Consider the following 24,940-nt stretch of genomic DNA (forward strand, 5'->3'; position numbering starts at 1 on the left):
TTGCTTGGCGCATTGTTTACGTTCAGGCGCGACTCAACGCTCAAGTCGAGTTGTTTCAATAAAATAGCCGGAATTACCAGAACCTCCGTTCTCGGCCGTTGATCAGGTTTCACGTATCCAAACCAGGCGGCTCGAGCCGGAGGCGGTTGCATTATCGAGAACGAGCTTGCCGTCGTCACATTTCATATCCCGCAACAAATTCATTCCGGTAAAATCCGGGTAACTGGACAAATCCACGTGATGCAAGACGGTTTTCCCCTCTATGGAATATTTTCCGGAGTAGCTCAGGATTCCGGAATTTGCGCGAATCAATCGAATCATGCCGATCATTTTTTTTATGCTGAATATGTTTTTCCAAAATGCCTCTGGAATGAATTCGATATTTTTCCTTCCTCGGGCGATCATGATCACGGACATGTACCCGGTGTCCGTATAGATGATGCGTCCCATCGGGCTGCGCCCCATCGGGTAGATGATTCGACCATTCGCCAACCTAAATTCGCTTGCCTCCAGCGACCAAGTTCCGGTCAACTCATTCATGATTTTCTCGCATCGAAAAATTGACTGGATGGTGAAGCTAGTCAAAGTGATGATTGTCCGGTTTGGTCGTCGATAATCGGATGCGATGGCGCCGATGCAATTTATCCAGTCATCGACGATCCAACCGGGATCGTGCCTGAAACATTCAGGAGTTGTGCGCCTCCAACTGCGCCATTGTCATGGAAGTACGGAACGAGCCGAGAATCGTGCGCGTACCGATGCACGCACGGCGGCCATGCGATGCGCGCATGTTGTCGATATAGAGAATGTCGGATTTTTCCCATTCCACATGATATTCACGCTGCTCGTAAGCATGAAGCAAATGCCGTATTACATCGTCGGGAATTGGAGCGCCGTTTCCGTATAAGGCCGTCTGCCATATTTCATCTTGCGAGCGCGGAGGCGGGGCGTTCGGGTACGCCCGCTTGACCAAATCCCACCAACTCGCTGGATGGCAGACGCAAACCGAGCTAAAGAAGCTTTCTTCCTGGGTGATGGGGTGACGCCTGACGGCTGTGGCATGCTGGAGAATCTGCAGGTGGTCATCGCTGATCCAGATCGGTTCGATCTTCCGCTCCGCGCATATCTCGTTTACTCTGGTCCGGTCGCTCGTTCCAAAAGTATCTTCTATCGACTTGTACGGCATGTGTTTAGGGAAGTTCCGTACATACCGGATGCCAAATTTCAGGAACGGCTCCAGGATCGACGGAGCCATGTCGCGTAAGAATTGGCGGGAATCGCATACGGACGTCGTTCCGCCCGTGCCTGGTGCGGGCGGTTGTTCGCAGAAGAAGAGAACATGCATCGGCCAGTAAAAGTTATAGGCCATCTCATTGTGCTGCGGCAATGCCATGGAACCGGGTACGTCTATCGTGAAGACATTGGCGTCGACGGACGTATGCGGTCCGCTCCCGGCGGTGTAATCGAATTCGGACGGCTCGAGCAATTCCGCGATCGAGCCAAATGCTTTCCGGTCGCAATCCAGCCCGCGAATCAACACGACGCCATAGCGCAGAAGTGCTTCGCGCAGCAATTGACGGTGTTTCGTGACCCACGCGACCGCGGGCGGGCTGGAAGCCGCGTGAACGCGAAGGAGGAATTCCTGCTCGGGGAAGAGGAGTTCCGCCTGAAAATCCTCTATAGATCTAAGTCGGTCTAAAAGATCTGTCATGAAATGATTCCAGCAAGTTGGATTTCGGTTCCGCCGATGGAAAGTGGGCAGCCGGCCTCTCCAAGGAAACATGGATTTACTCGATTCGGCAGTAATCCATGACGCGCCGAGAGGTTCGCAGATGTGAGCTTTCGGAGTGGAGCGTGCGAGTAAAGCGAGACGTGCCGACCAGCGCCGCGCTCATGGACTTTCAGCTACCGGTCGCTCTTGCCAGGCAGTGTCGTGTTCCGAACACCTTGGTTCAAGAGACCGCGCTTCCGAAGGAATGGCCCGCAAAGAGTCGACGCCGAATCGGGCAATGTAATGCGCGAAACAGAGCCTCGATCGAGAATGCGAGACAGGTTTTTGGAATGTGCACGCTGGCGAACCTGTCGGTTATGCGGAATTTGCCGTGGTCGATTCATGGGAGCAATTCGTCGTGCACATGAAAAGCGCTGCGTTATCAAGCGTGTTTACGAAGAAAGTTCATCGAAGCGGACGCTGCTTCACTCTTGCATTCCTACGATTCAATGCCATTTCGTCTTCAACGTGGGCAATGCCAATCGATTAACGTTTACGTGGGGCTGGTCAGTAGTCGGCGGCGTTTTGGGGTACTGAGAACAATAGTCGTCTGAAAGCAGTTTGTATGCACTGAATATCCGGTACAACGCGCGGATTTGACGGGTGGGCGAGGCATTCCTTCAATGCAAGGGGAGATTGTCCGGCGATGCGTCGAGCGTGCCGCCGCTCAGCATGCCGTGCTACGGGCCGGCGAGGTCGCGCAGGGTAAGCGGCGCGTCGGGGCGGTTGTCGTGATCGGCCTCAGCGTCGGACCGATCCTTGAAAAACCATTGCGACGAAGATTCCGGCAAGCCTGATTGCGCTCTGGCAGCGAATCAGCATCCGATCGCCGATGCGAGGAATCATTCATCCATGAAAACCCGGATGCAACAAAGCATACAATTACATTACAGTGGCAAATAAATATCCTTCCAATTGCACCTTTCGAGACGGCGCTGCCGCCAGCATGATCGCCTGACCGGATCATGTGCGCAATCTGCTCCTGCGGTCTCTATAACCTTGTTTTATGAATTGTGGAGAAACTCAAATGAGCGATATTCTCGAACGAATCATCGCGGTCAAGCGCGAAGAAGTCGCAGCGGCCATGCGTAGTACGCCAGTCGAGGCGCTAAAACGGGAAGCCTCCACATGCGATTTGCGCGATTTCGTTGGGGCGTTGCGTTCGAAGCACGCGACCGGCGACGCGGCCGTCATCGCGGAAATCAAAAAGGCGAGTCCGTCGAAGGGCGTGCTGCGCGAGCATTTTGCGCCAGCCGACATCGCCCTCTCGTATGCGTTGCACGGAGCCGCGTGCCTATCCGTGCTGACCGATGAGCAATTTTTCCAAGGTGGAGTCCGCTATCTCAAGGAGGCGCGTTCCGCTTGTACGCTGCCCGTGTTGCGCAAAGACTTTATCATTGACGCGTACCAGATCATCGAAGCTCGTGCGATGGGGGCGGACGCGATCTTGCTGATTACCGCAGCGCTCGACACGTCACAGATGCAGGATCTCGAGGCGTATGCGCACTCGCTCGGGCTTGCAGTGCTGGTTGAAGTGCACGATAGCCATGAGATGGAGCAGGCGCTGACGCTGAAGACGCCACTTCTCGGCATCAACAATCGCAACTTGCGCACGTTTGAGACGACGATCCAGACGACTCTTGACATGCTCGACATGATTCCGCAGGACCGGATTGTCGTTACTGAATCGGGCATCTTGTCGAGGACCAGCGTCGAAACAATGCGCGCCGCGAACGTGAACACGTTTCTCGTCGGCGAGGCGTTCATGCGCGCGGAGCATCCGGGAGCCGAACTTGCACGATTGTTCTTCTGATGGTGATCGAGTATTTGCATCAGCGGAATTGTTCGCGGTTGAGATAGACAACTCGCTCTGTCGATGGTGGAACCCCGCGGCTTCGACACCCGGTTGCTTGATCGTCAGCGGAAACAGAATGCTCTTGGTCGACATTCTGCTGAATCGGCTACTATTAGGTTTGCCGATTCAGTCGGCCGCCAAATTATCGGTTTGAGATTGAAAGAAACAAAAAATCACTGAAATTTCAGTAATTATCAAAACGAATTTGGAAGCATTATTGACTCTGTTCAGTGAAACAGGAGTAAGTCGATGCCGATCAATAGGCAGATTTTGATGGCTGGCCAGGTTCGCGAATCAAAGCCATTATCTCCAATCGCAGGTGCCGCGCCTGGCGTACATATTAATACCGAGTCGAACTTGCTCGCAGATGCTGCGAAAATAGCCGCCGGAATCGGGTTGAAGTTTAACGTGCAGGCAGGGCGAGCTGCCACGTCCGCATCAGCATACGTGCCATTGGCTCAGAACGTGGGTCCGCGCAATTTGACATTGGAAAAAAATCAGGATGGCAAAGCACGAATTTCGCTGAACTATCCGGAAATAAAAAATCTTGTATTGAGTGGTGGAGGTGCAAAGGGAGCTGCGTATCCCGGCGCGGTAGTCGCGCTTGAGGCCCAAGGGGTCATGTCGAAAATTAGGTCAATCTCGGGATCGTCAGCCGGCGCCATTACTGCCGCCCTACTTGCATCTGGTATTTCCAGCGAACATTTCACTAAACTATCCAATAGTGTTGATTTTGTGGATTTGCTTCGGCAGCGGGCTGGCCCGCCGGCATTCCAGATTGGCAGACACGTTGCGGAGGAGATTCTGCGCGATACAAGCAAGCGTATCGGCGAGAAAACAGGGATCGGCAAGAATGTAGGAGACACGCTCACGATTTTGATGAATGCACAAACACGTGCACCTGCGCTGGAAAATCTGATCCGCGAAGAATCACGCGCGAGCGTGATGGCACATTTATCAGGTCTTGATCTGAAAAAATGTGGTGAACAGAAAGCCGCCATCGAAGCAATTCGCTTCCGGCTCGAGGCAGGTGGGGCGGTGACGTTTGGGGATCTTCATACGTTGAGTCCACATATTCCAGCTATCAAGGAGTTGAGTTGCACGGGGACGATGATGGAGAAGAATCGTCCTCAGATCGCGATTTTTTCAGCGGAAACTACGCCGGAAATGGATATTGCAAAAGCGGCTCTCATTTCTAGCTCCTTACCCTTCGTTTTTGCGCAACAGACGCATAGTTCGGCCTTTGGCACCGCGCGCTATCAGGATGGTGGGATCATGTTCAATGTCCCCGCGCCGGCCCTTGTCAATCATGAATCCGCTAGCCGGGCGCTGCCGCACCCGAATGCATTGATTTTGATGTTCAGCGCGGTGCCGGACAAGCCGATCGCGCCTTCCGGCCTATCGGACGTCATCGCGGACTGGCTGACCGGTGCACCGATGTCAGCATTAAATTCGTTGCAAATGCGCGGCTTAGGTGATTTGCGTGAGCAGATTGTGCAAGTGCCATTAAAAAACGAGCGTGGCGACTTCTCGGGATTGATGAGCGGGACGCTGAACTTTGGCATGTCGATAGACGACAAGCGAGCGATGCAGCGCGACTTACAGTCGAAGGTTGAAGAGCACATTGCTCTACGCGGTCAGCAGAAAATCACCATGGAATTCCTGTCCACGGATGCCGCTATGTTGGCACTTGCCGATAGTGAATTTCACACATTACACGACGATCATCCACACTTGACAGCGAATCTGCATAGATTTCGTACTCGTGCGAACGAGATGCTTGGCGATCTCTCGAATTCAATTGCCGGGATGGAGCGTCTTGCACCGGATAGGCTGGCTTTGCTCGTTCAACGACTCGACGAATTGACCGAAGGCGATGCTGATAGGGCGACATATTTGGCGAGGAAAATGTTGGACCCGCAACAGCCCAAATCGCTCGCACGCATCACCGATGCGATTCGCGGCGCGGAGACAAATTCACCGACATTGCGCGCGGTACAGGCGCTGAACGAGAAGCAGGATACAGTCAACGCATCGCGTAGAGCAATCTCGGACATTATCTATCGTGCACGCTTCAAGTATGGTCAAACAGCGGCCAACCACGCATTACTCAATTTAACTGAGGATCGACTCAACAAAGCATCAACGCGTAAAGAGTATAACGAAGCGTTGTCAAATTTGGCGGCGAATTACAAACCGCGAATCAGTGTTTTATCTGAATCTATTTCTTCGAAAACTATCGATGACGCCAAGGCGTATCGCATTCCAGACAGGCGAGTGTGAGTTTGGTCGGCGAATGGAGAAAGGAGATATTGATGTTTGATTACCAGACTTGGGTCGAGAGTTGGCTCAGTGAGATGCGCGTTCAAGTGTCTGATTCTACCCTGATCACACTTACTATTGACGAACACCCCTTCCTGCTCAAGCAAATGAACGATGTTTATCTGATGGCGGTTGGTATCGGTCCAGTGCCACCTTCGTTGAACCAGGGGCAGGCACTACTACTGCTGAACCTCAATGCGTTCAATGCTAGGACACAGCCGTTGCAGGTAGGAATCGTCAATGGAGGGGACCTCGTGGCATGGCTTCGCGAACCTTGGGCGACGGCTGATCTTTCTAGCCGTTATAGTTTGATGATGCAGACGGCGGCCGATCTGCGAAAAGAACTATCGATGTGAAGTGGAGCAGCCCCCTGAAACACCGGACATAGCCTCTCACTTAAACTAGCGGGTAGGCATAAGGCTGTGTTTTTGACTAATACCAGGCAGGAAGTGATGGAAGTGTTGACGGGCCCGGAGCGCCCGCCGGCGATGCGCCTCCGACCTCTGATTGACAGGAAATGGCATCAAGCAACGCCTGGATGCTCGGGCGTGTGACCGGGCGAGCCAGGCGCAGGCGCTGACGCTCGGAGAGTCGCATGACCACAAGCTGGCATCGCCGGGTGACCAGAGCCGCCAGATTCTGCTGTGCGGGATCGCTGAGCGGTCGCACGAAGCGCTCGTAGTCGGGACGTTGGGCCAGTACGGCAGCGAACTCGGCGAGGGTGGTTGCATCGATGTGGTCGGTCTTGGCTACGCGCTGCATCTGTATTAGCCGGGACTCGATCTGACAGGTAGTCGGACCGACAAAGAACGAGTCTTTAATGGGGGATGAGTTTCTCCTTGGCGAGTTCGAGCGAATCGAGGAAAGTACGCAATCGCCTTCTCCATCACCGCCGTATCGACAATCATCCGCTTCAGGCCCGAAGTTTTGATGACGTTTGCACGTTTGGCCGCTTCGGTCGTCTCGGCCAACAGTTCTTCTACGCCGGCTTCGCCCAGTCGCTTGCGCTAGCGCGTCAGGCTCAAAGGATCGATCGGCGGCTTCGTTTGCAAGTACGTCTCGCCGGCGAACACTTGCCAGTATGGATTCTCTAACCATTGCCAAATGACCTCTTCGTCCGACAGGTCGAATGCATGTCGCGAGTACAGCAGCCCGGCGATCTTCCTCTGGCGCTGGCGTCTTCGGATCCATTCATATCTCATCAGGATTTCCAGGATTCAAGTATCAATATGCTTGCTCCCTGCAAATTCAACAACACCGTTTCGATCTCGCAGCCTCGCTGCATAAATCTTTCAGAACTGTTCAGGGCCGGCTAATGAGGCAGGGCTGCGCCGCGATAGAGGAAGAATGATTGCCGAGTTTGCGGAGGGCGGTTTCGACGGCAATCGTGCGCACGCTCCAGTGAGTGGATCCATCTGCCGGCTTCGTGTGCAGGGTCTTGTGAATCAGTTGAGCCAGCCGCTCATCGTCGATCGTGCGTGGCTTGCCGGGACGTTGTGCGATTGCGCTGTTGGATTCGCCGTCAGCAGCCGCCAGCACGATGCGCGCCCGCGCGACCAGCGCAGCCGAAATCGAACGAGAACGTGCTATCGACATCAGTTGCGAGCGTTCGTCTTCGCTCAGCACCAGTTCCGCCTTCGGTCGTCCCATTGGCATGCTGACGTCTCCCGTTCCGTTGACGTCAACATGCTACGCGAACATTTTTCAGTTAACAACGGAACAGGACACTAGCACGTGTCGTAATCGATCTTTGCATGAAGCGCGGTTTCGTGCCAACAGCTTCACGGATCGTTTCTCCCAAAACGTCGATGCTGAATTTGGTCGCGGCTGGTTACGGGGTGGCGATTGTTCCGGAGCGGGTGACGACGTTAGGCTTGAGCGATGTGTCCTTCGTACCGCTTTCTGATGAGGGTGCGAAATCGAGATGTGCACTGCTGTTATCCGTCGAACCGACTATCTTGGCGCAGACATTCGCGGATCTATTTGTGCGCGCGCAGAGCTGAGCGTCAGTGCAGCCGTGCCGCCTTCAGCTTACTCCTTCCCGCTTCAGTTGCTTTCGCATCCGGCGACACGGACATTGCGAAAGACAAGCCACGACCAGACAGCGCCGCCGGCGACCTTCGCGAGGAACTGCAGAAACGCGATTGTCGGGAATATCGTGCCGAACGCGATCAGAGGGAAGATGAGCGAATCCACGGCGGCGCCGGCTATGTTGGCGCCGTTTGCGCGTGCGAGAACGGGATAACGGCGGGCAGCCTGGAACACGATTGCGCTGGCGACGGCCGCGGCACTGAATGCAGCGAGAGACGCCACCGCGATTACGCCCGACGCGGGATTGAGCAAATAGCTTGCGGCGCCTGCGCCTGCGATCAGCGCGAACATGCGTGCCCACAGCGCGCGCCCCCGCCAGTTGAGGTGCAGGCGATCACGGATCGCCAGATCGAGGCCGATCAGCAGGAAGGCGTTGATCGGCGTGGATGCCGGGCCGAAGTGCGCGACGCTCAGGTTCGCTGCGACGACAGCCGCGATGTAGATCAAGACGTACATGGTTCCTCTGCAGTAAAAGTCCTCGTTGCGCCGGCTCCGGAATGTTCGGCGGTGGCATTGCATCAGCGCGTCATGGTGCTCGAGCATGAACTGCCGGTGCGCTAGGATAATCGTTCCCGCCATCTTGAGCATGCGTGCCTCGCACGTCTTCGCGGACCGCACGTTCCTCGTCGACGGCAAGGCCGTCCGGCACAAGGGCGCGCTGAAGGGCGAGCTGAAGCTCGATCCGGGCGCGCGCATCGTGCTGGCCGAAGGCTCGACCGCGTTCCCGTCGCTGACGTTCGCGAACGACGGCGCACCGGACACCGGCCTGTTCCATATCGCCGACGGCCACTTCGGCGTGACGAGCAACGGCGTTCAGACCGTGCATTTCGCGCCGGAAGGAACGTACTTCGACAAACCGGCATTCGGCAGCCACCCGGACGCGAGCGACCGGTCGAATCGCTTCGCGACGACGCAATGGATCGCGAGCGAGCTCGCGTCGGCCACGGTCAGGCAGATTGTCTTCGAAATGCGCACGGCGGCGCGCGTCTGTACCGCACCGGCACCGGCGCGCCCGCCGAGATCACGAAGGCGGGCATCACGCCCGAGGACGCGGGCCTGACGACGCCGCCGCGGCCGTCGGACGAATACGTGTGGCGCGACGGGACGTGGGTGGTCAATGCGGCGGTGGTCGCGCGCAAGGAGCGGGAGGCGGCGATGAACGCGTTCATGTCGCGGATGGAGAAGGCGCGCGTGAAGAATCTCGGCAAGGCCGACGCGCCCGCGCTTCGACGCGCGCGCGCAGTATCAGATGAAGCTAGTGCGCGTGGTGGACGCGCCGGCGGGGGCGCTAGGGCAGAAGTTGGTGTTGGAACCGCAGCGGTAGGCGAAGGTGTAGTCGGAGGCGAAGGTGGAAGTCTCGGCCTATCGAGAGCGGTGCGGCCCGCCATTTCGTTGCGGGCCTCGCAAAGCCTTCGCGTCCGGATTTGTCGCGGGGTGGTTTGCGGGATAGTGCGCGGGGATTCACCACATTGCCGCCTCGGTACAAACCCGAATCCCCAAAAGAGTTGTCTATACAATTTTGAGCGGCTACCGTGAGCATTCCGAACCTCAGACATTTCCGGGACCCGCCGCCATGCCGAACGTCACCGATGCCCAACGCCGCCCGCTGCGCGAACGCCGCACGATCGACCACATCCCCGACCACGAGCGTCACGGCAAGCTGTCGAGCCAGTTCACGCTGTGGCTCGGCGCGAACCTTCAGGTGACGGCGATCGTCACCGGCGCGCTCGCAGTCGTGCTGGGCGGCGACGTGTTCTGGTCGCTCGTCGGACTCGCGCTCGGTCAGTTGCTCGGCGGCGCGGTGATGGCGCTGCACGGTGCGCAAGGGCCGCGGCTCGGCTTGCCGCAGATGATTTCGAGCCGCGTGCAGTTCGGCATCTACGGCGCGGTGATTCCGCTCGTGCTCGTCTGCCTGATGTACGTCGGCTTCTCCGCGAGCGGCACCGTGCTCGCCGGTCAGGCGCTCGCGCAACTGCTCGGCGTCGCCGACACGGTCGGCATCTTCGCGTTCATCGCGGTCGTCGTCGTGCTCGCGGTGTTCGGGTATCGGACGATTCACGCGCTCGGCCGCGTGTCGAGCGTCGTCGGCGTGATCGCGTTCGTCTACATGTTCGCGCGGCTCCTCGGCGGCCATGACGTCGGCGCGCTGCTCGCGATCCGGCATTTCTCGCTGCCGAGCTTCCTGCTCGCGATCTCGCTGTCCGCGTCGTGGCAGATAGCGTACGGGCCCTACGTCGCCGACTATTCGCGCTATCTGCCGCGCGCGACGTCCGCGCGCCGCACGTTCTGGGCGATCGGTCTCGGCTCGGTGCTCGGCGCGCAGGCGTCGATGGCGTTCGGCGTGTTCGCGGCGGCGCTCGCGGGCAAGCAGTTCGCCGGGCACGAAGTGCAGTTCATCGTGAGTCTCGGCGCGAGCGGCGCGACGGCCGCGCTGCTCTATTTCGCGATCGCGTTCGGCAAGCTGACGATCACGACGCTCAACGCATACGGCAGCGTGATGTCGGTCGCGACGATCGTCACCGGCTTCTCGGGCCGCGCGCAGATCACGCAGCGCGCGCGGATGGCCTACGTGCTCGCGATGGTCGCCGCGGTCGCCTGGCTCGCGCTCGTCGGTCGTCACGCATTCCTGAAGGATTTCTCAGCGTTCATCCTGTTCCTGCTCGCATTCTTCACGCCGTGGAGCGCGATCAATCTGGTCGACTTCTACTGCGTGACGAAGGAGCGCTACGACGTGCCCGCGCTCTACGATCCCGACGGCCGCTACGGCCGCTGGAACATCGCGGGCGTATCGATCTACGCGATCGGCGTGCTCGTGCAGATGCCGTTCATCGCGACCGAGTTCTATACCGGGCCGCTCGTCGCGAAGTTGGGCGGCACCGACATCTCGTGGATCATCGGCCTCGCCGTGCCCGGCATTCTGTATTATGTGGCGGCACGCAGGCAGGCCGCGCACGTCCCCGAGCGGCTGATCCTGCCGGACGAGCCCTCATTGTCATGACCGATTCCGCCGTTGTTTCGTCGCAGCCGCTTTCATCGCCGGACGCCGCGCCGTCGGCCGATCCGCGCGCGCTCGACGCGCTGCACGCGTTCGTCGAGCGACATCCGCGCCTCTTCGTGCTCACGGGCGCGGGCATCAGCACCGATTCCGGCATTCCCGGCTATCGCGACCGCAACGGCGCATGGATGCGCTCGCCGCCGATCCAGTACCGCGAGTTTCTCGATTCCGACCATGCGCGCCGCCGCTACTGGGCGCGCAGCATGCTCGGCTGGCCCGTGGTCGGGCGCGCGCAGCCGAACGCATCGCATCATGCGCTCGCGCGGCTCGGCGCGGCGGCGCGCATCGGGCGGCTCGTCACGCAGAACGTCGACGGGCTGCATCAGCGCGCGGGCAGCGTCGACGTCATCGAACTGCACGGCGGCATCGGCGGCGTCACGTGTCTCGATTGCGGCGCGCATCACGCGCGTGCGGCGATCCAGCCCATCCTCGAAGCGGACAATCCTGAGTTGCTCGGTGCCGAGGCGGAGCCCACCGCCGACGGCGACGCGCATCTCGAATGGCGCGCGCTCGACACGTTTCGCGTGCCCGCGTGCCCGGCGTGCGGCGGGCTGCTGAAGCCGGCCGTCGTGTTCTTCGGCGAGAACGTGCCGCGCGAGCGCGTCGCGGCCGCCGCGCGCGCGCTCGACGACGCCGATGCGATGCTCGTCGTCGGCTCGTCGCTGATGGTGTATTCCGGCTACCGGTTCTGCGTATGGGCGAGCGACCAGCGCAAGCCGATCGTCGCGATCAATCTCGGGCATACGCGCGCCGATCCGCTGCTGACGCTGAAGGTCGAGGCGTCGTGCGGGCAGACGCTCGCCGCGCTCGCCGCGCGTCTCGGGCTTGCGGCGAGCGACGCGCGCGGCCCGCTTCACGTCTGACTCGTCCATCCTGATTCGTTTCGTCATGCCGATCGATTCCACTTCGCGCCAATGGGCGGCCGCCGCCGAACGCAACCGCGAGCCGATTCTCGCTGTGCTGAAGCGCGTGCTGCCCGCGCGCGGCGCCGTGCTGGAGATCGCGAGCGGCACTGGCCAGCACGCGGTCCACTTCGCGGCTGCGCTGCCCGATCTCGTCTGGCAGCCGACCGACGTGGAGTTGGCCGCGCGCGCGTCGGTCGCCGCGTGGGCGGCCGATGCCGCGCTGCCGAACCTGCGCGCGCCGCTCGCGCTCGACGTGTGCGCAAAGCCGTGGCCGCTAGCCGCCGCCGATGCGCTCGTCTGCATCAACATGATCCACATCGCGCCGTGGGCGGCCGCGTGCGCGCTCTTCGAAGGCGCGGCGCGCGTGCTGCCCGAGGGCGGCGTGCTGTATCTGTACGGGCCGTATCGCCGCGGCGGCGCGCACACGGCCGAATCGAACGCGCAGTTCGATGCGCAGTTGCGCAGCCGCAATCCGGCGTGGGGCGTGCGCGATCTGGAAGCGGTAGTCGAACTCGGCAGTGCGTCCGGCCTCGTGCTCGACGAGATCGTCGAGATGCCGGCGAACAATCTGAGCGTCGTGTTTCGAAAGCGCGCGTAGGCGCGTGTGCGTCGGGCGCGGCGCGGCGGCGCTGGCGTGAGCGTCGGATTCGTTGAACGAGACGAACGCGCGATCGTAGGGATCGTAGAACGGGCAGAACGAACCAATCGCGACGGCCCGCGATCGCAGCATGGACACCGCCATCCGTTCGACCACGACACGTCGACAGTATCCCGAATCAACGCCGAAGCGCCGCCGAAGCCGCATCGAGGGACCGCCAGACGTCGCGAGGCGTCAAACCGGGCCGCCACCCGATTCGCCTCCGGACGCCTTTCATTCGCGGCGCGCTCGCGCGGTTTCCCTTATCCTTGCGCCTGTGCGCGCGACCCCGGTGGGTCGCGCCCTGTTTTTTCCGGAGAATTGAACAATGGGCAAACAAGCAATCGGTGTGGTCGGTCTCGCGGTGATGGGGCGCAATCTGGCCTTGAATATCGAAAGCCGTGGCTACGCGGTGTCGGTCTACAACCGCAGCCGCGAGAAGACCGACGAACTGATCGCCGAATTTCCCGATCGCAAGCTCGTGCCGGCCTATACGCTCGAGGAATTCGTCGCGTCGCTCGAAACGCCGCGCCGCATCCTCCTGATGGTGAAGGCGGGCGAAGCGACCGATGCGACGATCGCGGCGCTCAAGCCGCTGCTCGGCAAGGGCGACGTGCTGATCGACGGCGGCAACACGCATTTCACCGACACGATCCGCCGCAACCAGGAACTGGCGCAGGCGGGCCTGCATTTCATTGGCACGGGCGTGTCGGGCGGCGAGGAGGGCGCGCTGCGCGGCCCGTCGATCATGCCGGGCGGCCAGCGCGACGCATACGATCTCGTCGAGCCGATCCTCGAGCAGATCGCCGCGAAGGCGCCGGCGGACGGCGAGCCGTGCGTCGCGTACATGGGGCCGGACGGCGCGGGCCATTACGTGAAGATGGTCCATAACGGGATCGAGTACGGCGACATGCAACTGATCGCGGAGAGCTACGCGGTGCTCAAGCAGGTCGCGGGCCTGACGAACGACGAGTTGGGCGAGGTCTACGCCGAATGGAACCAGGGCGAGCTCGACAGCTACCTGATCGAGATCACCGCGAAGATCTTCGGCAAGAAGGACGACGAAACGGGCGAGCATCTCGTCGACGTGATTCTCGACCGCGCCGCGCAGAAGGGCACCGGCAAGTGGACGAGCCAGAACGCGCTCGACCTCGGCGTGCCGCTGCCGCTCATCACCGAATCGGTGTTCGCGCGCGTGCTGTCGTCGCTGAAGGCGCAACGCGTCGCGGCGAGCAAGGTGCTGAGCGGGCCGTCTCCTGCGCCGCTCGAAGGCGATCGCGCCGCGTTCGTCGAATCGGTGCGCCGCGCGCTGTACCTGTCGAAGGTGATCTCGTACGCGCAGGGCTTCGCGCAGCTCGATACGGCATCGAAGGAATACGGCTGGAACCTCGATCTCGGCACGATCGCGAAGATCTTCCGCGCGGGCTGCATCATCCGCGCGCGCTTCCTGCAGAAGATCACCGATGCGTATGCGAAGAACACCGCGCTCGCGAATCTGCTGCTCGACCCGTATTTCCAGGACATCGCGGCGAATTACCAGTCCGCGCTGCGCAACGTCGTGATCGCCGCGGTGAAGGCGGGCGTGCCCGTGCCGGCGTTCGCGTCGGCGGTTGCGTATTTCGACAGCTACCGGTCGGCGCGCCTGCCCGCGAACCTCGTGCAGGCGCAGCGCGATTTCTTCGGCGCGCACACGTTCGAGCGCACCGACAAGCCGGGCAGCTTCCACGCGAACTGGGCCGAGTGACACGCGAGATCGGTAATTGTTGCGATCGTCTACGTTATTGGTCGGGTTTTTCTAGGGATGGAACGGCGATTGTTATCGGTCTCGAAACAGTGTTTTCGTCGATACATGGTTTTCCCTAAGTGCCTCCGTGACTAGACTGTGATTAATCGCTGCTCGCATGGTGCTTGCGGCGAAGCAAAAAATCACGGAGGTTTGATCATGAAATCGCTTTTCGCTACCGTCGCAGTCGCCGCCGCCCTCGCCGTTCCGGCCGTTTCGTTCGCCCAGCAATCGAATGGCCCGGTGACCCGCGCGCAAGTCCGGGCCGAGCTCATCCAGCTCGAGCAGGCGGGCTATAACCCGGCTTCCGACCGCGTGAACTACCCCGAGGAAATCCAGGCTGCCGAAGCCAAGATCCACGGTCAGCAAAACGTCGCCGCGCAAGCCGACACGAGCGGCTACGGCGCGCAGCCTGCGGCCGCGGCCGAATCGGGCGCGCCGAACAAGGTGAAGCGCATCGCCGACGGCGCACCGGTCTACAAGGGTCGTTGAGCGGCACGGTTGTCCGTCGCGCGTCGCGGCTGAACGCGAGCGCGGCGAGTCGCGGCCCGCGCATGGCAGTTCTCAGCCCGCGTGTTCCATTCGTTGGAACGCGCGGGCTGAGCTTTTTGGCGCGCCGAAACAGGGCGGTCGCGCGTGTGCCGCCGTCAATTCCGATCCGGGCATCGGGCGAGCGGCGCGCGGCGGATGGCGCACCGGGATTCAACACCGCATTCCGGACGCTGCACCGCCGCTCGTAGCGGGTGAGCGCGCTCGTCGCGCGCGCCTTCGCCGATCGGCCGATTCCCCGACAACTTACGTCGGCGATGTCCGGCGAGTTACTATCCGTCCGGCATGGTGCCGCGCGATCGTCGCGCCGGCCGCCACGGTGCCACGGGAATGTCCATGAAGATCGTACGCAGCAAGAGCTTCACCGCGCCGCGGGCGTGGGGCGCCGTCGACATCGCCAACATGCGCGGCGTCACGACCCGCCTGCATTGGACGGATCAGCCGTACAAATGGCACGTCAACGATGGCGAAGAGGTGTTCGTCGTGCTCGACGGCCGGGTCGAGATGCGCTATCGCGACGCCGGCGTCGAGCACGCGACCGTCCTGGAGGCAGGCGACATCTTTTTCGCATCGGCAGGGACGGAACATGTCGCGTGCCCGCTCGGCGAGGCCCGGATTCTCGTCGTCGAAACCGAAGGCAGCGTTTGAGGTCCGATCGGAATGGCGCGGCTCGCGATGCGTCGGCCCGGCCGGGTGCGGTTCGCCGGGCTTGCCGGGCCGATCGCGCACGAAGTCCCGGCGGCGGCGAGCGTGCCGCCGCAGCGAAGTGAATTGATGGAGGTACGCTTGAGAAGCATTCTGTTCGTCCAACGCTCCGGCATCGGCTGGACGGTGCGCACGGCGCTCGTCGCGGCAGGCGCGGCGCTCGCCGGCGGTTGCACGCTGACGCCGTGGACCGACTCCTGGCAGCCGACGCACGTGCCGCCGCAGTCGGCGCAGCGCGCGTCGTCGGGCGTGCCGGCCGGCTATTACCGCGTGAATTCGGGCGATACGCTCGCAAGCATCGCGTCCGCGTTCGGGCAGCGCCCGCTCGACGTCGCGAGCTGGAACCACATGGCGCTGACCGACATGGTGACGCCCGGCCAGGTGCTGCGCGTCGCGCCGCCGCCGAGCACGGCGACGCTTGCGCCACCCGCCGCGCAGCCGCAAGCGGCCGCGCCGGCGCTCGCGTGGCCCGCGCGCGGCACCGTGACGACGCCGTTCGGTGCCGGCAGGAACCACGGGATCGTGATCACCTCGGCGGGCGGCGATCGCACGGTGCGCGCCGCCGCGCCCGGCCGCGTCGTGTACGCGGGAACGGGCGTCGCCGCCTATGGCCCGCTCGTGATCCTGAAGCACGAGAACGGCCTCATCACCGCGTACGGCCACAACGACAGGCTGCTCGTCAACGAAGGCGACGCGGTGAGCGCGGGCCAGCCGGTCGCGGAGATGGCGACCGACGCGAGCGGCCGCTCGACGTTCGAGTTCGAAGTGCGGCGCAACGGCAAGGCCGTCGATCCGCTCGGCCTGCTGCCGCGCAACGGCTACTGACCGACTTCCAGCGCCGCCCGCCGCGCGCGATGCGCGGCTGAGCGGCGCGATCGTGTCGCCGCCGGGCCCGGCCATCCGGCGTGCGCGCGTGCGCGCGGCGCCGTCGTCAAGCGTGCTCCGTCTGCGGCGCGAGCGCGCCGGCGCGGTTGCCGAGCAGCACGATCAGCGCGGCGAAACCGAGGCTGCCCGCCGCGATCGCGCCGCTGTATGCGGCGACCATCAGATAGCCGTGCGCGCGCGGATCGACGAACGGGTACGGGTACCAGTCGATCAGCGCGCCGCGCACGAGCGTATAGCCGAGATACGCGACCGGAAACGCGAGCCACCGCGCGAGCTGCGACCAGTCGATCCGCACGCGCGGCGCGACGTACAGCCAGTCGAGAAACACCGTGATCGGGATGATCCGATGCAATATCCAGTTCGTATAATAAGGCGTCGCATGATGCAGCGTGTCCAGATGCGCGAGCAGCAGCTCGTAGACGATGCCCGTGATCGCCATGTACAGCACGACGGCGCCGCGCGCGGACTCGTATCGTCGCGACGGCGGTTTCGTCGCAAGCCATAATCCCGCGAGCAGCACGATGGCCGCATACAGGCTGCTGAGCTGCGTGAAGTAGCTGAGGAAGTTGTCGAGCCGGAAAGTCGGCGTGTTCCATCGGCGTGCGATGCTGTGACAGGTCGCGGAAAGGATCAGTCCGCAGCCGACCAGTCTGTAGGCTGCGACAAAAGCGGCTTTCTGCATGATGGGGCCTTGCGTGTAGCGGTGAAGCGGGCGTCGTGGCGGATGCGTGCCCGACTGCTCGAATATTGATTCGAGAATAGTTCAAGCATTGCCGCGCCGACATGCGGCTCTACCCGAGCCCGCCCGGCACGCGATCCGCGATCATGCGGAAACTTGATCGAGCCGCAGGGCCCGCGCATCGCGCGTCATTACAATTCGACAACGTCGTGTGCGGCGCCGCGCGCGATCCGGTGGTTCCCTTCAATACGAACGAGACTGATCATGAATCGTATCCTCGCCGGCCAGGCGCGCTACAGCCGTCCCGCCGTCTTCTTCCATTGGGCGATTTTCCTGCTCGTCGCGCTCGCGTACCTCGCGATCGAAGTGCGCGGGCCGAAAGGGACCGACAGCCGGGTGTTCTGGTCGAACGTCCATTACCTTGCCGGCACGCTCGTGCTTGCGCTGGCCGTGCTGCGGATCGTCTGGCGCTTGGCGGGCGGCGCGCCGCGCGAGCTGCCGCAGCCGGCGTGGCTCGCGCTGTTCGCGAAGCTCGCGCATCTCGCGCTGTACGTGTTCATCGTCGCGCAGCCGCTCCTCGGAATCATGACGCTGAACTTCGGCGGCAAGCCGGTGACGCTCGCGGGGATCGACTGGTCGTTTACGCTGTTCGGTCCGAACGCGGCGCTGCGTTCGACGATCAAGGAAGCGCACGAATTGATCGGCAACGTGTTCTATTACGTGATCGGCCTGCACGCACTCGCCGCGCTCTGGCATCACTTCGTGAAGCGGGACGCGACGCTGCGCCGGATGACGTTCTGACACGCTTCGCCGCCGCGGCGCGCATCGTTGCGGATGCAACGATGCGCGTGCGCGGTTCGCGCGACCACGACCGGCCCCGCGACCGTTTCACGCTACCCAAGCCAGCCAACATTCTGTAACATTCGGGCGGCATTACATTCCCTTTACGCCATCCCGAACCATGTCCAACCGATTCCGCAAACTGACTGCCTGGCTGGGCATGCTTGCGGTCTGGTTGGCGAGCGTCGCGCCGCTCGTCTCGCAGGCAAACGCGCGGCCCGCCGCGCCGTCTTCCGCCGCGGTGATCTGCGGCGACGAGCACGGCGCACGGCCGGCCGCGGCGGGCGTCGCGCACGGCGGCCCGGCGCGCGACGGCGCGGCGCATCACGCGCTGCATCTCGACGCATGCGGATACTGCGCGTTCTTCGCGCACAGCCCGGCGATCGGCGCGGCCGCGCCATCGCTCTTCTCCATGCACGTGGCGGCCGTCGCGCCGTCCGTTCCTTCCGGGGCCGCCGCGCCCCCGCTCGAGCGCTACACGCACGCCTATCCGCGCGCGCCGCCGGCAGACGCCTGAACGCCTGACTTCATTTCCGTTCATGCAGTCCCCGCATCCGTTTGATCCGACGATCGCGCGGAGGGGCGTCTTTCGAGTTTCGATTCATGACATCCAAATTCTTGCGTCACGCGCACGCCGCGCGTGGAGACCGTGCGCGCCGTCGGCGGCGCGCGATCACGCTTACCGTACCCGCGCTCGCAGCGGGTGCGTTCCATCTCGCGCCGGCCGCCGCGCAGACCGACGATGCCGCGCACCGTCACGGCGCGCCTGGCGCGATGGGCAGCGTTGCGCCCGACGCGACGACCGTCGCGACGAACCGCACGACAGCCGGCCCCGCGCCGGAAGCCGCGATGCTGCCGACGATCGAAATCGTCGCGGCGCCCGAATCGACGCCGCTCGTCGTCGTCACCGATCCGAAAACGCCGCGCCAGCCGTTGCCCGCGAGCGACGGCGCCGATTACCTGAAGACGATTCCCGGCTTCGCGTCGATCCGCAGCGGCGGCACGAACGGCGATCCGGTGCTGCGCGGGATGTTCGGCTCGCGTCTGAACATCGTCGCGAACGGCATGTCGACGCTCGGCGCATGTCCCGGCCGGATGGACGCGCCGACGTCGTACATCGCGCCCGAGAGCTACGACAAGGTGACGGTCGTCAAGGGGCCGCAGACCGTGCTGTACGGGCCGGGCGCGTCGGCGGGCACGGTGCTGTTCGAGCGCGTGACGCCGCGCTTCAAGACGCCGGGCATGCGCTTCGACGGCAGCGTCGTCGGCGGCTCGTTCGGGCGCAACGATCAGAACGTCGACGTGACGGCCGGCACGCCGGACTTCTACGGGCGCGTGACCGCGAACCACGCGCATTCGCAGGATTACGAGGACGGCAACGGCCGCACGGTGCCGTCGCAATGGGACAAGTGGAACGCGGATGCGGCGCTCGGCTGGACGCCCGACGACAACACGCGGCTCGAGCTGACGGCGGGCACGGGCGACGGCTACGCGCGCTACGCGGGCCGCGGAATGGACGGCGCGCATTTCCGGCGCGAGACGTTCGGCCTGAAGTTCGACAAGAAGCACATCGGCGACGTGCTCGACCGCGTCGAGGCGCAGGTCTTCTACAATGAAGCCGATCACGTGATGGACAACTACACGCTGCGGATGCCCGATCCGACGAGCAGCATGCCGATGCGCATGGCCTCCGAAGTCCGCCGCCGCACGCTCGGCGCGCGCGTCGCGGCAACGCTGCGCTTCACCGACGCGTTCCAGCTCGTGACGGGCGTCGACGCGCAGTCGAACCGCCTCGACTCGCGCTCGGCGATGGGGATGCAGAACTACGGCGACAAGCCGTGGAATCCGCAGGCGAACATGTGGAACGCGGGCGCGTTCGGCGAGCTGACCTGGTATGCGAGCGACGCGTCGCACGTGATCGGCGGCGCGCGGATCGACTATGCGGCCGCGCGCGACAAGCGCGCGACGACGGGCGGCATGAATATGAGCATGCGCAATCCGACGCTCGACGATCTTCGCTCGCGCGTGCTGCCGAGCGGCTTTGTGCGCTACGAGCGCGATCTCGCGTCGCTGCCCGTCACGTGGTACGCGGGCATCGGTCATGCGCAACGCTTCCCCGATTACTGGGAACTGTTCTCCGCGAAGCGCGGCCCGACCGGCTCGGTCAACGCGTTCTCGGCGATCAAGCCCGAGAAGACGACGCAGCTCGACATCGGCGCGCAGTACAAGAGCGACAAGCTCGACGCGTGGGTGTCCGCGTATGCGGGCTACGTGCAGGACTTCATCCTGTTCGATTACGCGACGGGCCCGATGGGGCAGACGACGCAGGCGACGAACGTCAATGCGCAGATCATGGGCGGCGAGCTCGGCGCGTCGTGGCGCCCGCTCGCGCCGTGGCGTTTCGATGCGTCGCTCGCGTATGCGTGGGGGCGCAACGTGCAAAGCGGCGCGCCGCTGCCGCAGATGCCGCCGCTCGAAGCGCGCTTTGGGGTCGAGTACACGCGCGGGCCGTGGTCGGCGGGCGGGCTGTGGCGAGTCGTTGCGCCGCAGCATCGCTATGCGCTGAACGAGGGCAACGTCGTCGGCAAGGACTTCGGCCCGAGCGCCGGTTTCGGCGTGCTGTCGCTGCACGCGCAGTACAACGTGAGCAAGGCGGTGCAGATCTCGGTCGGCATCGACAACGTGCTCGACAAGGCTTATGCGGAGCACCTGAACCTCGCCGGCAACGCCGGTTTCGGCTATCCGGCGAACGTGCCCGTCACGGAGCCCGGCCGTACCGCGTGGGTCCGTCTGAGCACCAAGCTCTAAGCTTCCCCCATCCGTTCCTTTCCCCCGCATCGCAGTGCAGCATCCGCGATGCGGGCGGCTTACCCGCTTGGCCTCGCCGCTAGCGTCAATCGATTAGAGAGCCGTGTCTAACCGACGGAAAATTTTCGTTAGGCATGCTTCACTCCTTTGGCCGGCGCAGGAGGCGCTCGTTTCAATCGTCAAAGATCGTCGTCGCGTCCTGTGCGGCGCCGTTGAGCCGTGCAACTGTGTCCGGCATGCAGGCTGCGTATTCGGGCAGTGCAAAACGTAGTCAGGCGCACAGAAACAATATCCTCATCCGATACGATTCAAACAAAAGGAGACGTACATGGCCAGATCGATGCGATCCAGAGCAGTGGCGGCGGCGGCCGCGTTCGCGATGAGCGCGGCGCCGGCCGCGAGCATCGGGACTTTTCTCTCGCTTGCCGGCACGCAATCCGCCGTCGCGGCGACGACCGTCGTCGACAGTTACGCGGCGACCCGATATCCGATCATCCTCGTGCACGGCCTGACCGGCACCGACAGATACGCGAACGTTCTCGACTACTGGTACGGCATCCAGGCGGATCTGCAGGCGCACGGCGCGCAGGTCTACGTCGCGAACCTGTCCGGCTTCCAGAGCGACGACGGGCCGAACGGCCGCGGCGAACAACTGCTCGCATACGTGCAGCAGGTGCTCGCCGCGACGGGCGCATCGAAGGTGAACCTGATCGGCCATAGCCAGGGCGGGCTGACGTCGCGCTACGTCGCAGCCGTCGCGCCGCAGCTCGTCGCGTCGGTGACGACGATCGGCACGCCGCATCGCGGCTCCGAGTTCGCGGACTTCGTGCAAACCGTGCTGGCGTACGATCCGACCGGATTGTCGTCGACGGTGATCGCCGCGTTCGTCAATGTGTTCGGCATCCTGACGAGCAGCAACAACAACACGAATCAGGACGCGCTCGCCGCGCTGAAGACGCTGACGACGTCGCAGACCGCGACGTACAACCAGAACTATCCGAGCGTGGGCCTCGGCGCGCCGGGCTCATGCCAGACGGGCGCGCCGACGGAGACGGTCGGCGGCAACACGCATCTGCTGTATTCGTGGGGCGGCACGGCGATCCAGCCGACGCTGCCGGCGCTCGGCGTGACGGGCGCAACTGATACGAGCACGATCCCGTTCGTCGATCCGGCGAATACGCTCGATCCGTCGACGCTCGCGCTGCTCGGCTCCGGCACGGTGATGATCAATCGCGGCTCCGGCGCGAACGACGGCCTCGTGTCGCGCTGCAGCTCGCTGTATGGCCAGGTGCTCAGCACGAGCTACAAGTGGAACCACCTCGACGAGATCAACCAGTTGCTCGGCGTGCGCGGCGCGTATGCGGAGGATCCGGTCGCGGTGATCCGAACGCATGCGAACCGGCTGAAGACGCAGGGCGTGTGATCGATGAAGGGTGAGGGCGGCTTCGCGCGACGCGTCGCGCTTTACGGTGCGGCCGGCGTCGTTGCGGCCGGCGCGGTCTGGTATGTCGTCGGCGCGCCGGCGAAGCGCGATGCCGGCGCGGCGGGCGCCGCGCCGGGCGTCGCCGCGTCCGCGCCCGCCGTCGCGGCGCAGAGCGCCGATGTGGGCTCCGCTGCGAGCGGGCTGCCCGCGTCGCTGGCCGGCTCGTCGGCGCCGCGGCTGCCGCTCGACGCGCACGGTCATCTCGCGAAGACGCGGGCCGTGCGCGATTTCTTCGACTATTGCCTGAGCGCGCAGAGCGAGCTGAGCGCGCAGGCGCTCGATGCGCTCGTCGCGCGCGAGCTCGCCGCGCAGCTCGACGGCACGGTCGCGCAGGGCGAGGCGCTCGACGTCTGGAAACGCTATCGCGCGTATCTCGATCAACTCGCGAAGCTGCCGGACGGCGGCGCGCCCGGCAACAAGCTCGACCTCGCAGCGCTGCAGCTCGCGCTCGACCAGCGAGCATCGATCGCGAGCCGCACGCTCGGCGACTGGGCCGAGCCGTTCTTCGGCGCCGAGCAGCAGCGGCAGCGCTACGATCTCGCGCGGCTGAGGATCGCGCGCGACGCTTCGTTGACGGACGCGCAGAGGGCCGCGCGCCTCGCGGCGCTCGAACAGCAACTGCCGCTCGACCAGCGTGCCGAGCAGGCGCGCGAAAAGCAGCAGAACGATGCGATTGCGCGGATCGCGCAATCGCAGAAGTCTGGTGCGTCGCCCGACGAAATGCGCGCGCAGCTCGTGCAATCGCTCGGGCCGGAAGCCGCGGAACGCGTCGCGAAGATGCAGCAGGCGAACGACGCGTGGCGCGCGAAGTACGACGAATATGCGGCGCAGCGCGCGCAGATCGACGCACAGAATCTGTCGCCGCAGGATCGCGACACGCAGATCGCGCAACTGCGGCAGCGCTACTTCACGCAGCCGGGCGAGGCGCTGCGCGCGGCGTCGCTCGATCGCGGCGGCGCGGCGGCGCAGCCGCAATAGCGGCGCGCGTCACGCGCGTCACGCGACACGCTGCTTCGCACTGCGATCCAGATGCACTTCGATCGTTTGCGCGAGCGTGTCGAACGCAGGCGCGATCCGCTCGTTCGGCACGCACGCGTAGCCGAGCAGCAATCCCTCGCGCGCGGTATCCGCGTGGTTGTAGTACGTCGTGAGCGGACGCACGATCACGCCCGCGTCGAACGCGGTCTGCGTGATCGCGCGATCGTCGCAGCCGTTCGGCAATCCGAGCACGAGGTGCAGGCCCGCCTCGTCGCCCATCACCGGCAGCGCATCGCCGAGGCGCGCATGGATCGCGTCGATCAGCAACTGGCGGCGCTCGCCGTACAGCGCACGCATCCGGCGCACGTGCGACGTCAGATAGCCGTCCATGATGAATTCGGCGAGCACGGCCTGCTGCATCAACTGTCCTTCGCGATACAGCTCGGATAGCCCGGTCCTGAACGTCTCGACGAGATGTTCGGGCACGACCATGTAGCCGAGGCGCAGGCTCGGGAACAGCATCTTGCCAAGGCTGCCGACGTAGATCACGCGGCCCGCGTCGTCGAGCCCCTGCAGCGACGCGAGCGGCCGGCTGCCGTAGCGGAACTCGCTGTCGTAGTCGTCTTCGATAATCCAGCACTGATGCTGCCGCGCATACTCGAGCAGCATCCGGCGCCGCGCGAGGCTCATCACCATGCCAAGCGGATATTGATGCGACGGCGTGACGAGCGCGAGCCGCGGCGGGTGCTTCAGGTCCTGCGCGCGCGGCGCGAGCCCTTCGTGGTCGACGGGCACGGGCGCGAGCACGAGCCCCGCCGCCTGCAGCACGCTGCGCACGCCCCAGTAGCACGGCTCCTCGACCCACGCGCGATCGCCGACGTCGGCGAGCAGGCGCACCGACAGGTCGATCGATTGATGAATGCCCGTCGTGATGATGATCTGGTCGGGCGAGCATTTGACCGAGCGTGCGACGCGCAGGTAATCGGACAGCGCGCGCCGCAGCGGCCGGTAGCCGCCGCCCGGCGCATAGGTCAGCAGTTCCGGATTCGCTTCCTTCCACAGCCGCGCCTGCAGGCGGCTCCACGTGCGCGTCGGAAACTCGGACACGTCCGGCACGCCCGGCATGAACGCGCCCCACTGGCGGCGCGACACGCCCGCATGCCGGATCAACTGCGCGCCGCGCATCGACAGCGCGCCGTGCGCGCGCTGCTGCACGTCGCGCGATTCGTCTGACGGATGCGCGAGCGCGCCGGCTTGCGCGCGCATCGCCGCCGCGTCGGGGCGCGTGTCGGCGACGTAGGTGCCGCTGCCCGTCGTCGTCAGCACGTAGCCTTCCGTCGTCAACTGGTCGTACACATGCAGCACGGTGTTGCGCGCGATCGCGAGATCGGTGGCGAGCGTGCGCGAGCTCGGCAGCTTCGTGCCGGGCGTGAGCTCCCCCGACAGGATCGCCTGCTGCATCAGGCGCAGCAGTTGCCGATACATCGGCTCGGCCGAGTGCCGCTCGAGTCGCGCGGCAAGCCAGTCGGAGAGGATCACGGTATCCAAAGTGGTTCTACCGAAAATATTGAAATGGTTCCCTATTGTAGAACCG

The 24,940-nt window shown here is 63.5% G+C and carries 21 protein-coding genes and 5 pseudogenes; 17 read left to right on the plus strand and 9 right to left on the minus strand.

Going from position 1 to position 24,940, the window contains the following annotated elements; all coding sequences use genetic code 11:
- Window positions 1-102 precede the first annotated feature (102 nt).
- Together WT16_RS26110 and WT16_RS26115 are read right to left on the minus strand one after the other, a co-directional pair.
- The gene (locus WT16_RS26110) at window positions 103-540 is read right to left on the minus strand and encodes a lipocalin-like domain-containing protein (RefSeq protein WP_171845186.1); all 438 of its coding nucleotides are present in this window, start codon (window positions 538-540) and stop codon (window positions 103-105) included.
- Between the two features lie 145 nt (window positions 541-685).
- On the minus strand, window positions 686-1,711 hold the full coding sequence (locus WT16_RS26115) for a TauD/TfdA family dioxygenase (protein WP_063534557.1): 1,026 nt from the start codon (window positions 1,709-1,711) through the stop codon (window positions 686-688).
- Window positions 1,712-2,798: 1,087 nt separating this feature from the next.
- Here WT16_RS26115 and trpC point away from each other — a divergent pair.
- The 3 genes from trpC (at window position 2,799) to WT16_RS26130 (ending at window position 6,304) form a co-directional block, all read left to right on the plus strand.
- Window positions 2,799-3,584, plus strand: coding sequence for an indole-3-glycerol phosphate synthase TrpC (gene trpC, locus WT16_RS26120; protein WP_006028568.1), 786 nt, complete (start codon window positions 2,799-2,801; stop codon window positions 3,582-3,584).
- Between the two features lie 291 nt (window positions 3,585-3,875).
- Window positions 3,876-5,909, plus strand: a complete 2,034-nt coding sequence (locus tag WT16_RS26125) for a patatin-like phospholipase family protein (RefSeq protein WP_063534558.1) — start codon at window positions 3,876-3,878, stop codon at window positions 5,907-5,909.
- Between the two features lie 32 nt (window positions 5,910-5,941).
- On the plus strand, window positions 5,942-6,304 hold the full coding sequence (locus WT16_RS26130; protein ID WP_009916227.1) for a hypothetical protein: 363 nt from the start codon (window positions 5,942-5,944) through the stop codon (window positions 6,302-6,304).
- Between the two features lie 208 nt (window positions 6,305-6,512).
- Here the strand turns inward: WT16_RS26130 and WT16_RS34025 are convergent.
- The 3 pseudogenes from WT16_RS34025 to WT16_RS32855 all read right to left on the minus strand — a co-directional run.
- Window positions 6,513-6,710: pseudogene (locus WT16_RS34025) on the minus strand (IS110 family transposase); the annotation flags it as partial.
- 104 nt (window positions 6,711-6,814) lie between these two features.
- Window positions 6,815-7,114, minus strand: a pseudogene (locus WT16_RS34030) (transposase); the annotation flags it as partial.
- 199 nt (window positions 7,115-7,313) lie between these two features.
- Window positions 7,314-7,604 (minus strand): annotated as a pseudogene (locus WT16_RS32855) (IS630 family transposase); the annotation flags it as partial.
- Window positions 7,605-7,675: 71 nt separating this feature from the next.
- On the opposite strand from WT16_RS32855, the pseudogene WT16_RS32860 reads away from it, so the two are divergent.
- Window positions 7,676-7,951: pseudogene (locus WT16_RS32860) on the plus strand (LysR family transcriptional regulator); the annotation flags it as partial.
- Window positions 7,952-7,994: 43 nt separating this feature from the next.
- Here the strand turns inward: WT16_RS32860 and WT16_RS26145 are convergent.
- Window positions 7,995-8,627, minus strand: a complete 633-nt coding sequence (locus tag WT16_RS26145) for a VUT family protein (RefSeq protein WP_231892111.1) — start codon at window positions 8,625-8,627, stop codon at window positions 7,995-7,997.
- Between WT16_RS26145 and WT16_RS26150 the strand changes: the two genes are divergently transcribed.
- The 4 genes from WT16_RS26150 to WT16_RS26165 all read left to right on the plus strand — a co-directional run bounded on the left by WT16_RS26150 (window position 8,626) and on the right by WT16_RS26165 (window position 12,597).
- Window positions 8,626-9,099: a hypothetical protein gene (locus tag WT16_RS26150; RefSeq protein ID WP_063534561.1), complete on the plus strand. Its 474-nt coding sequence runs from the start codon at window positions 8,626-8,628 to the stop codon at window positions 9,097-9,099. The genes WT16_RS26145 and WT16_RS26150 overlap by 2 nt on opposite strands.
- Window positions 9,100-9,612: 513 nt before the next feature.
- Window positions 9,613-11,037, plus strand: a complete 1,425-nt coding sequence (locus tag WT16_RS26155; protein ID WP_015602709.1) for a cytosine permease — start codon at window positions 9,613-9,615, stop codon at window positions 11,035-11,037.
- Window positions 11,034-11,957 (plus strand): NAD-dependent protein deacetylase, encoded by a 924-nt coding sequence (locus WT16_RS26160; RefSeq protein WP_063534562.1) that lies wholly within the window; start codon window positions 11,034-11,036, stop codon window positions 11,955-11,957. Before WT16_RS26155 ends, WT16_RS26160 begins: the two co-directional genes overlap by 4 nt.
- Window positions 11,920-12,597: a DUF938 domain-containing protein gene (locus WT16_RS26165; RefSeq protein ID WP_009916232.1), complete on the plus strand. Its 678-nt coding sequence runs from the start codon at window positions 11,920-11,922 to the stop codon at window positions 12,595-12,597. The genes WT16_RS26160 and WT16_RS26165 overlap by 38 nt, the downstream gene beginning before the upstream one ends.
- 253 nt (window positions 12,598-12,850) lie before the next feature.
- On the opposite strand, the pseudogene WT16_RS32870 reads toward WT16_RS26165, so the two are convergent.
- Window positions 12,851-12,976: pseudogene (locus WT16_RS32870) on the minus strand (6-phosphogluconate dehydrogenase); the annotation flags it as partial.
- Between WT16_RS32870 and gndA the strand changes: the two are divergent.
- The 4 genes from gndA to WT16_RS26185 all read left to right on the plus strand — a co-directional run bounded on the left by gndA (window position 12,965) and on the right by WT16_RS26185 (window position 16,498).
- Window positions 12,965-14,380 (plus strand): NADP-dependent phosphogluconate dehydrogenase, encoded by a 1,416-nt coding sequence (gene gndA, locus WT16_RS26170; RefSeq protein ID WP_015604050.1) that lies wholly within the window; start codon window positions 12,965-12,967, stop codon window positions 14,378-14,380. The pseudogene WT16_RS32870 and the gene gndA sit on opposite strands and share 12 nt — an antisense overlap.
- Before the next feature lie 198 nt (window positions 14,381-14,578).
- Entirely contained in the window at window positions 14,579-14,911 is a 333-nt protein-coding gene (locus tag WT16_RS26175) for a DUF4148 domain-containing protein (protein WP_015603870.1), read from the plus strand.
- 342 nt (window positions 14,912-15,253) lie between these two features.
- Window positions 15,254-15,616, plus strand: coding sequence for a cupin domain-containing protein (locus WT16_RS26180; RefSeq protein ID WP_197486505.1), 363 nt, complete (start codon window positions 15,254-15,256; stop codon window positions 15,614-15,616).
- Window positions 15,617-15,742: 126 nt separating this feature from the next.
- Entirely contained in the window at window positions 15,743-16,498 is a 756-nt protein-coding gene (locus WT16_RS26185) for a peptidoglycan DD-metalloendopeptidase family protein (RefSeq protein WP_075645255.1), read from the plus strand.
- A gap of 106 nt (window positions 16,499-16,604) precedes the next feature.
- Here the strand turns inward: WT16_RS26185 and WT16_RS26190 are convergent, their stop codons facing one another.
- Window positions 16,605-17,240 (minus strand): Pr6Pr family membrane protein, encoded by a 636-nt coding sequence (locus tag WT16_RS26190; protein WP_006028582.1) that lies wholly within the window; start codon window positions 17,238-17,240, stop codon window positions 16,605-16,607.
- A gap of 261 nt (window positions 17,241-17,501) precedes the next feature.
- Here WT16_RS26190 and WT16_RS26195 point away from each other — a divergent pair, with 261 nt between their 5' ends.
- The 5 genes from WT16_RS26195 to WT16_RS26215 all read left to right on the plus strand — a co-directional run bounded on the left by WT16_RS26195 (window position 17,502) and on the right by WT16_RS26215 (window position 23,346).
- On the plus strand, window positions 17,502-18,038 hold the full coding sequence (locus WT16_RS26195) for a cytochrome b (RefSeq protein ID WP_009915702.1): 537 nt from the start codon (window positions 17,502-17,504) through the stop codon (window positions 18,036-18,038).
- Between the two features lie 160 nt (window positions 18,039-18,198).
- The gene (locus WT16_RS26200) at window positions 18,199-18,594 is read left to right on the plus strand and encodes a DUF2946 domain-containing protein (RefSeq protein ID WP_063534564.1); all 396 of its coding nucleotides are present in this window, start codon (window positions 18,199-18,201) and stop codon (window positions 18,592-18,594) included.
- A gap of 86 nt (window positions 18,595-18,680) precedes the next feature.
- Window positions 18,681-20,885, plus strand: a complete 2,205-nt coding sequence (locus tag WT16_RS26205) for a TonB-dependent copper receptor (RefSeq protein WP_063534565.1) — start codon at window positions 18,681-18,683, stop codon at window positions 20,883-20,885.
- A 328-nt stretch (window positions 20,886-21,213) separates the two neighbouring features.
- Entirely contained in the window at window positions 21,214-22,308 is a 1,095-nt protein-coding gene (locus tag WT16_RS26210) for a triacylglycerol lipase (protein WP_063534566.1), read from the plus strand.
- 3 nt (window positions 22,309-22,311) lie between these two features.
- Window positions 22,312-23,346 (plus strand): lipase secretion chaperone, encoded by a 1,035-nt coding sequence (locus WT16_RS26215; RefSeq protein WP_063534567.1) that lies wholly within the window; start codon window positions 22,312-22,314, stop codon window positions 23,344-23,346.
- Window positions 23,347-23,364: 18 nt separating this feature from the next.
- Here the strand turns inward: WT16_RS26215 and WT16_RS26220 are convergent, their stop codons facing one another.
- The gene (locus WT16_RS26220) at window positions 23,365-24,894 is read right to left on the minus strand and encodes a PLP-dependent aminotransferase family protein (RefSeq protein ID WP_063534568.1); all 1,530 of its coding nucleotides are present in this window, start codon (window positions 24,892-24,894) and stop codon (window positions 23,365-23,367) included.
- Window positions 24,895-24,940: the final 46 nt, after the last annotated feature.

The organism is Burkholderia sp. MSMB1589WGS (genome assembly GCF_001636105.1).
Lineage (GTDB): Bacteria > Pseudomonadota > Gammaproteobacteria > Burkholderiales > Burkholderiaceae > Burkholderia > Burkholderia humptydooensis.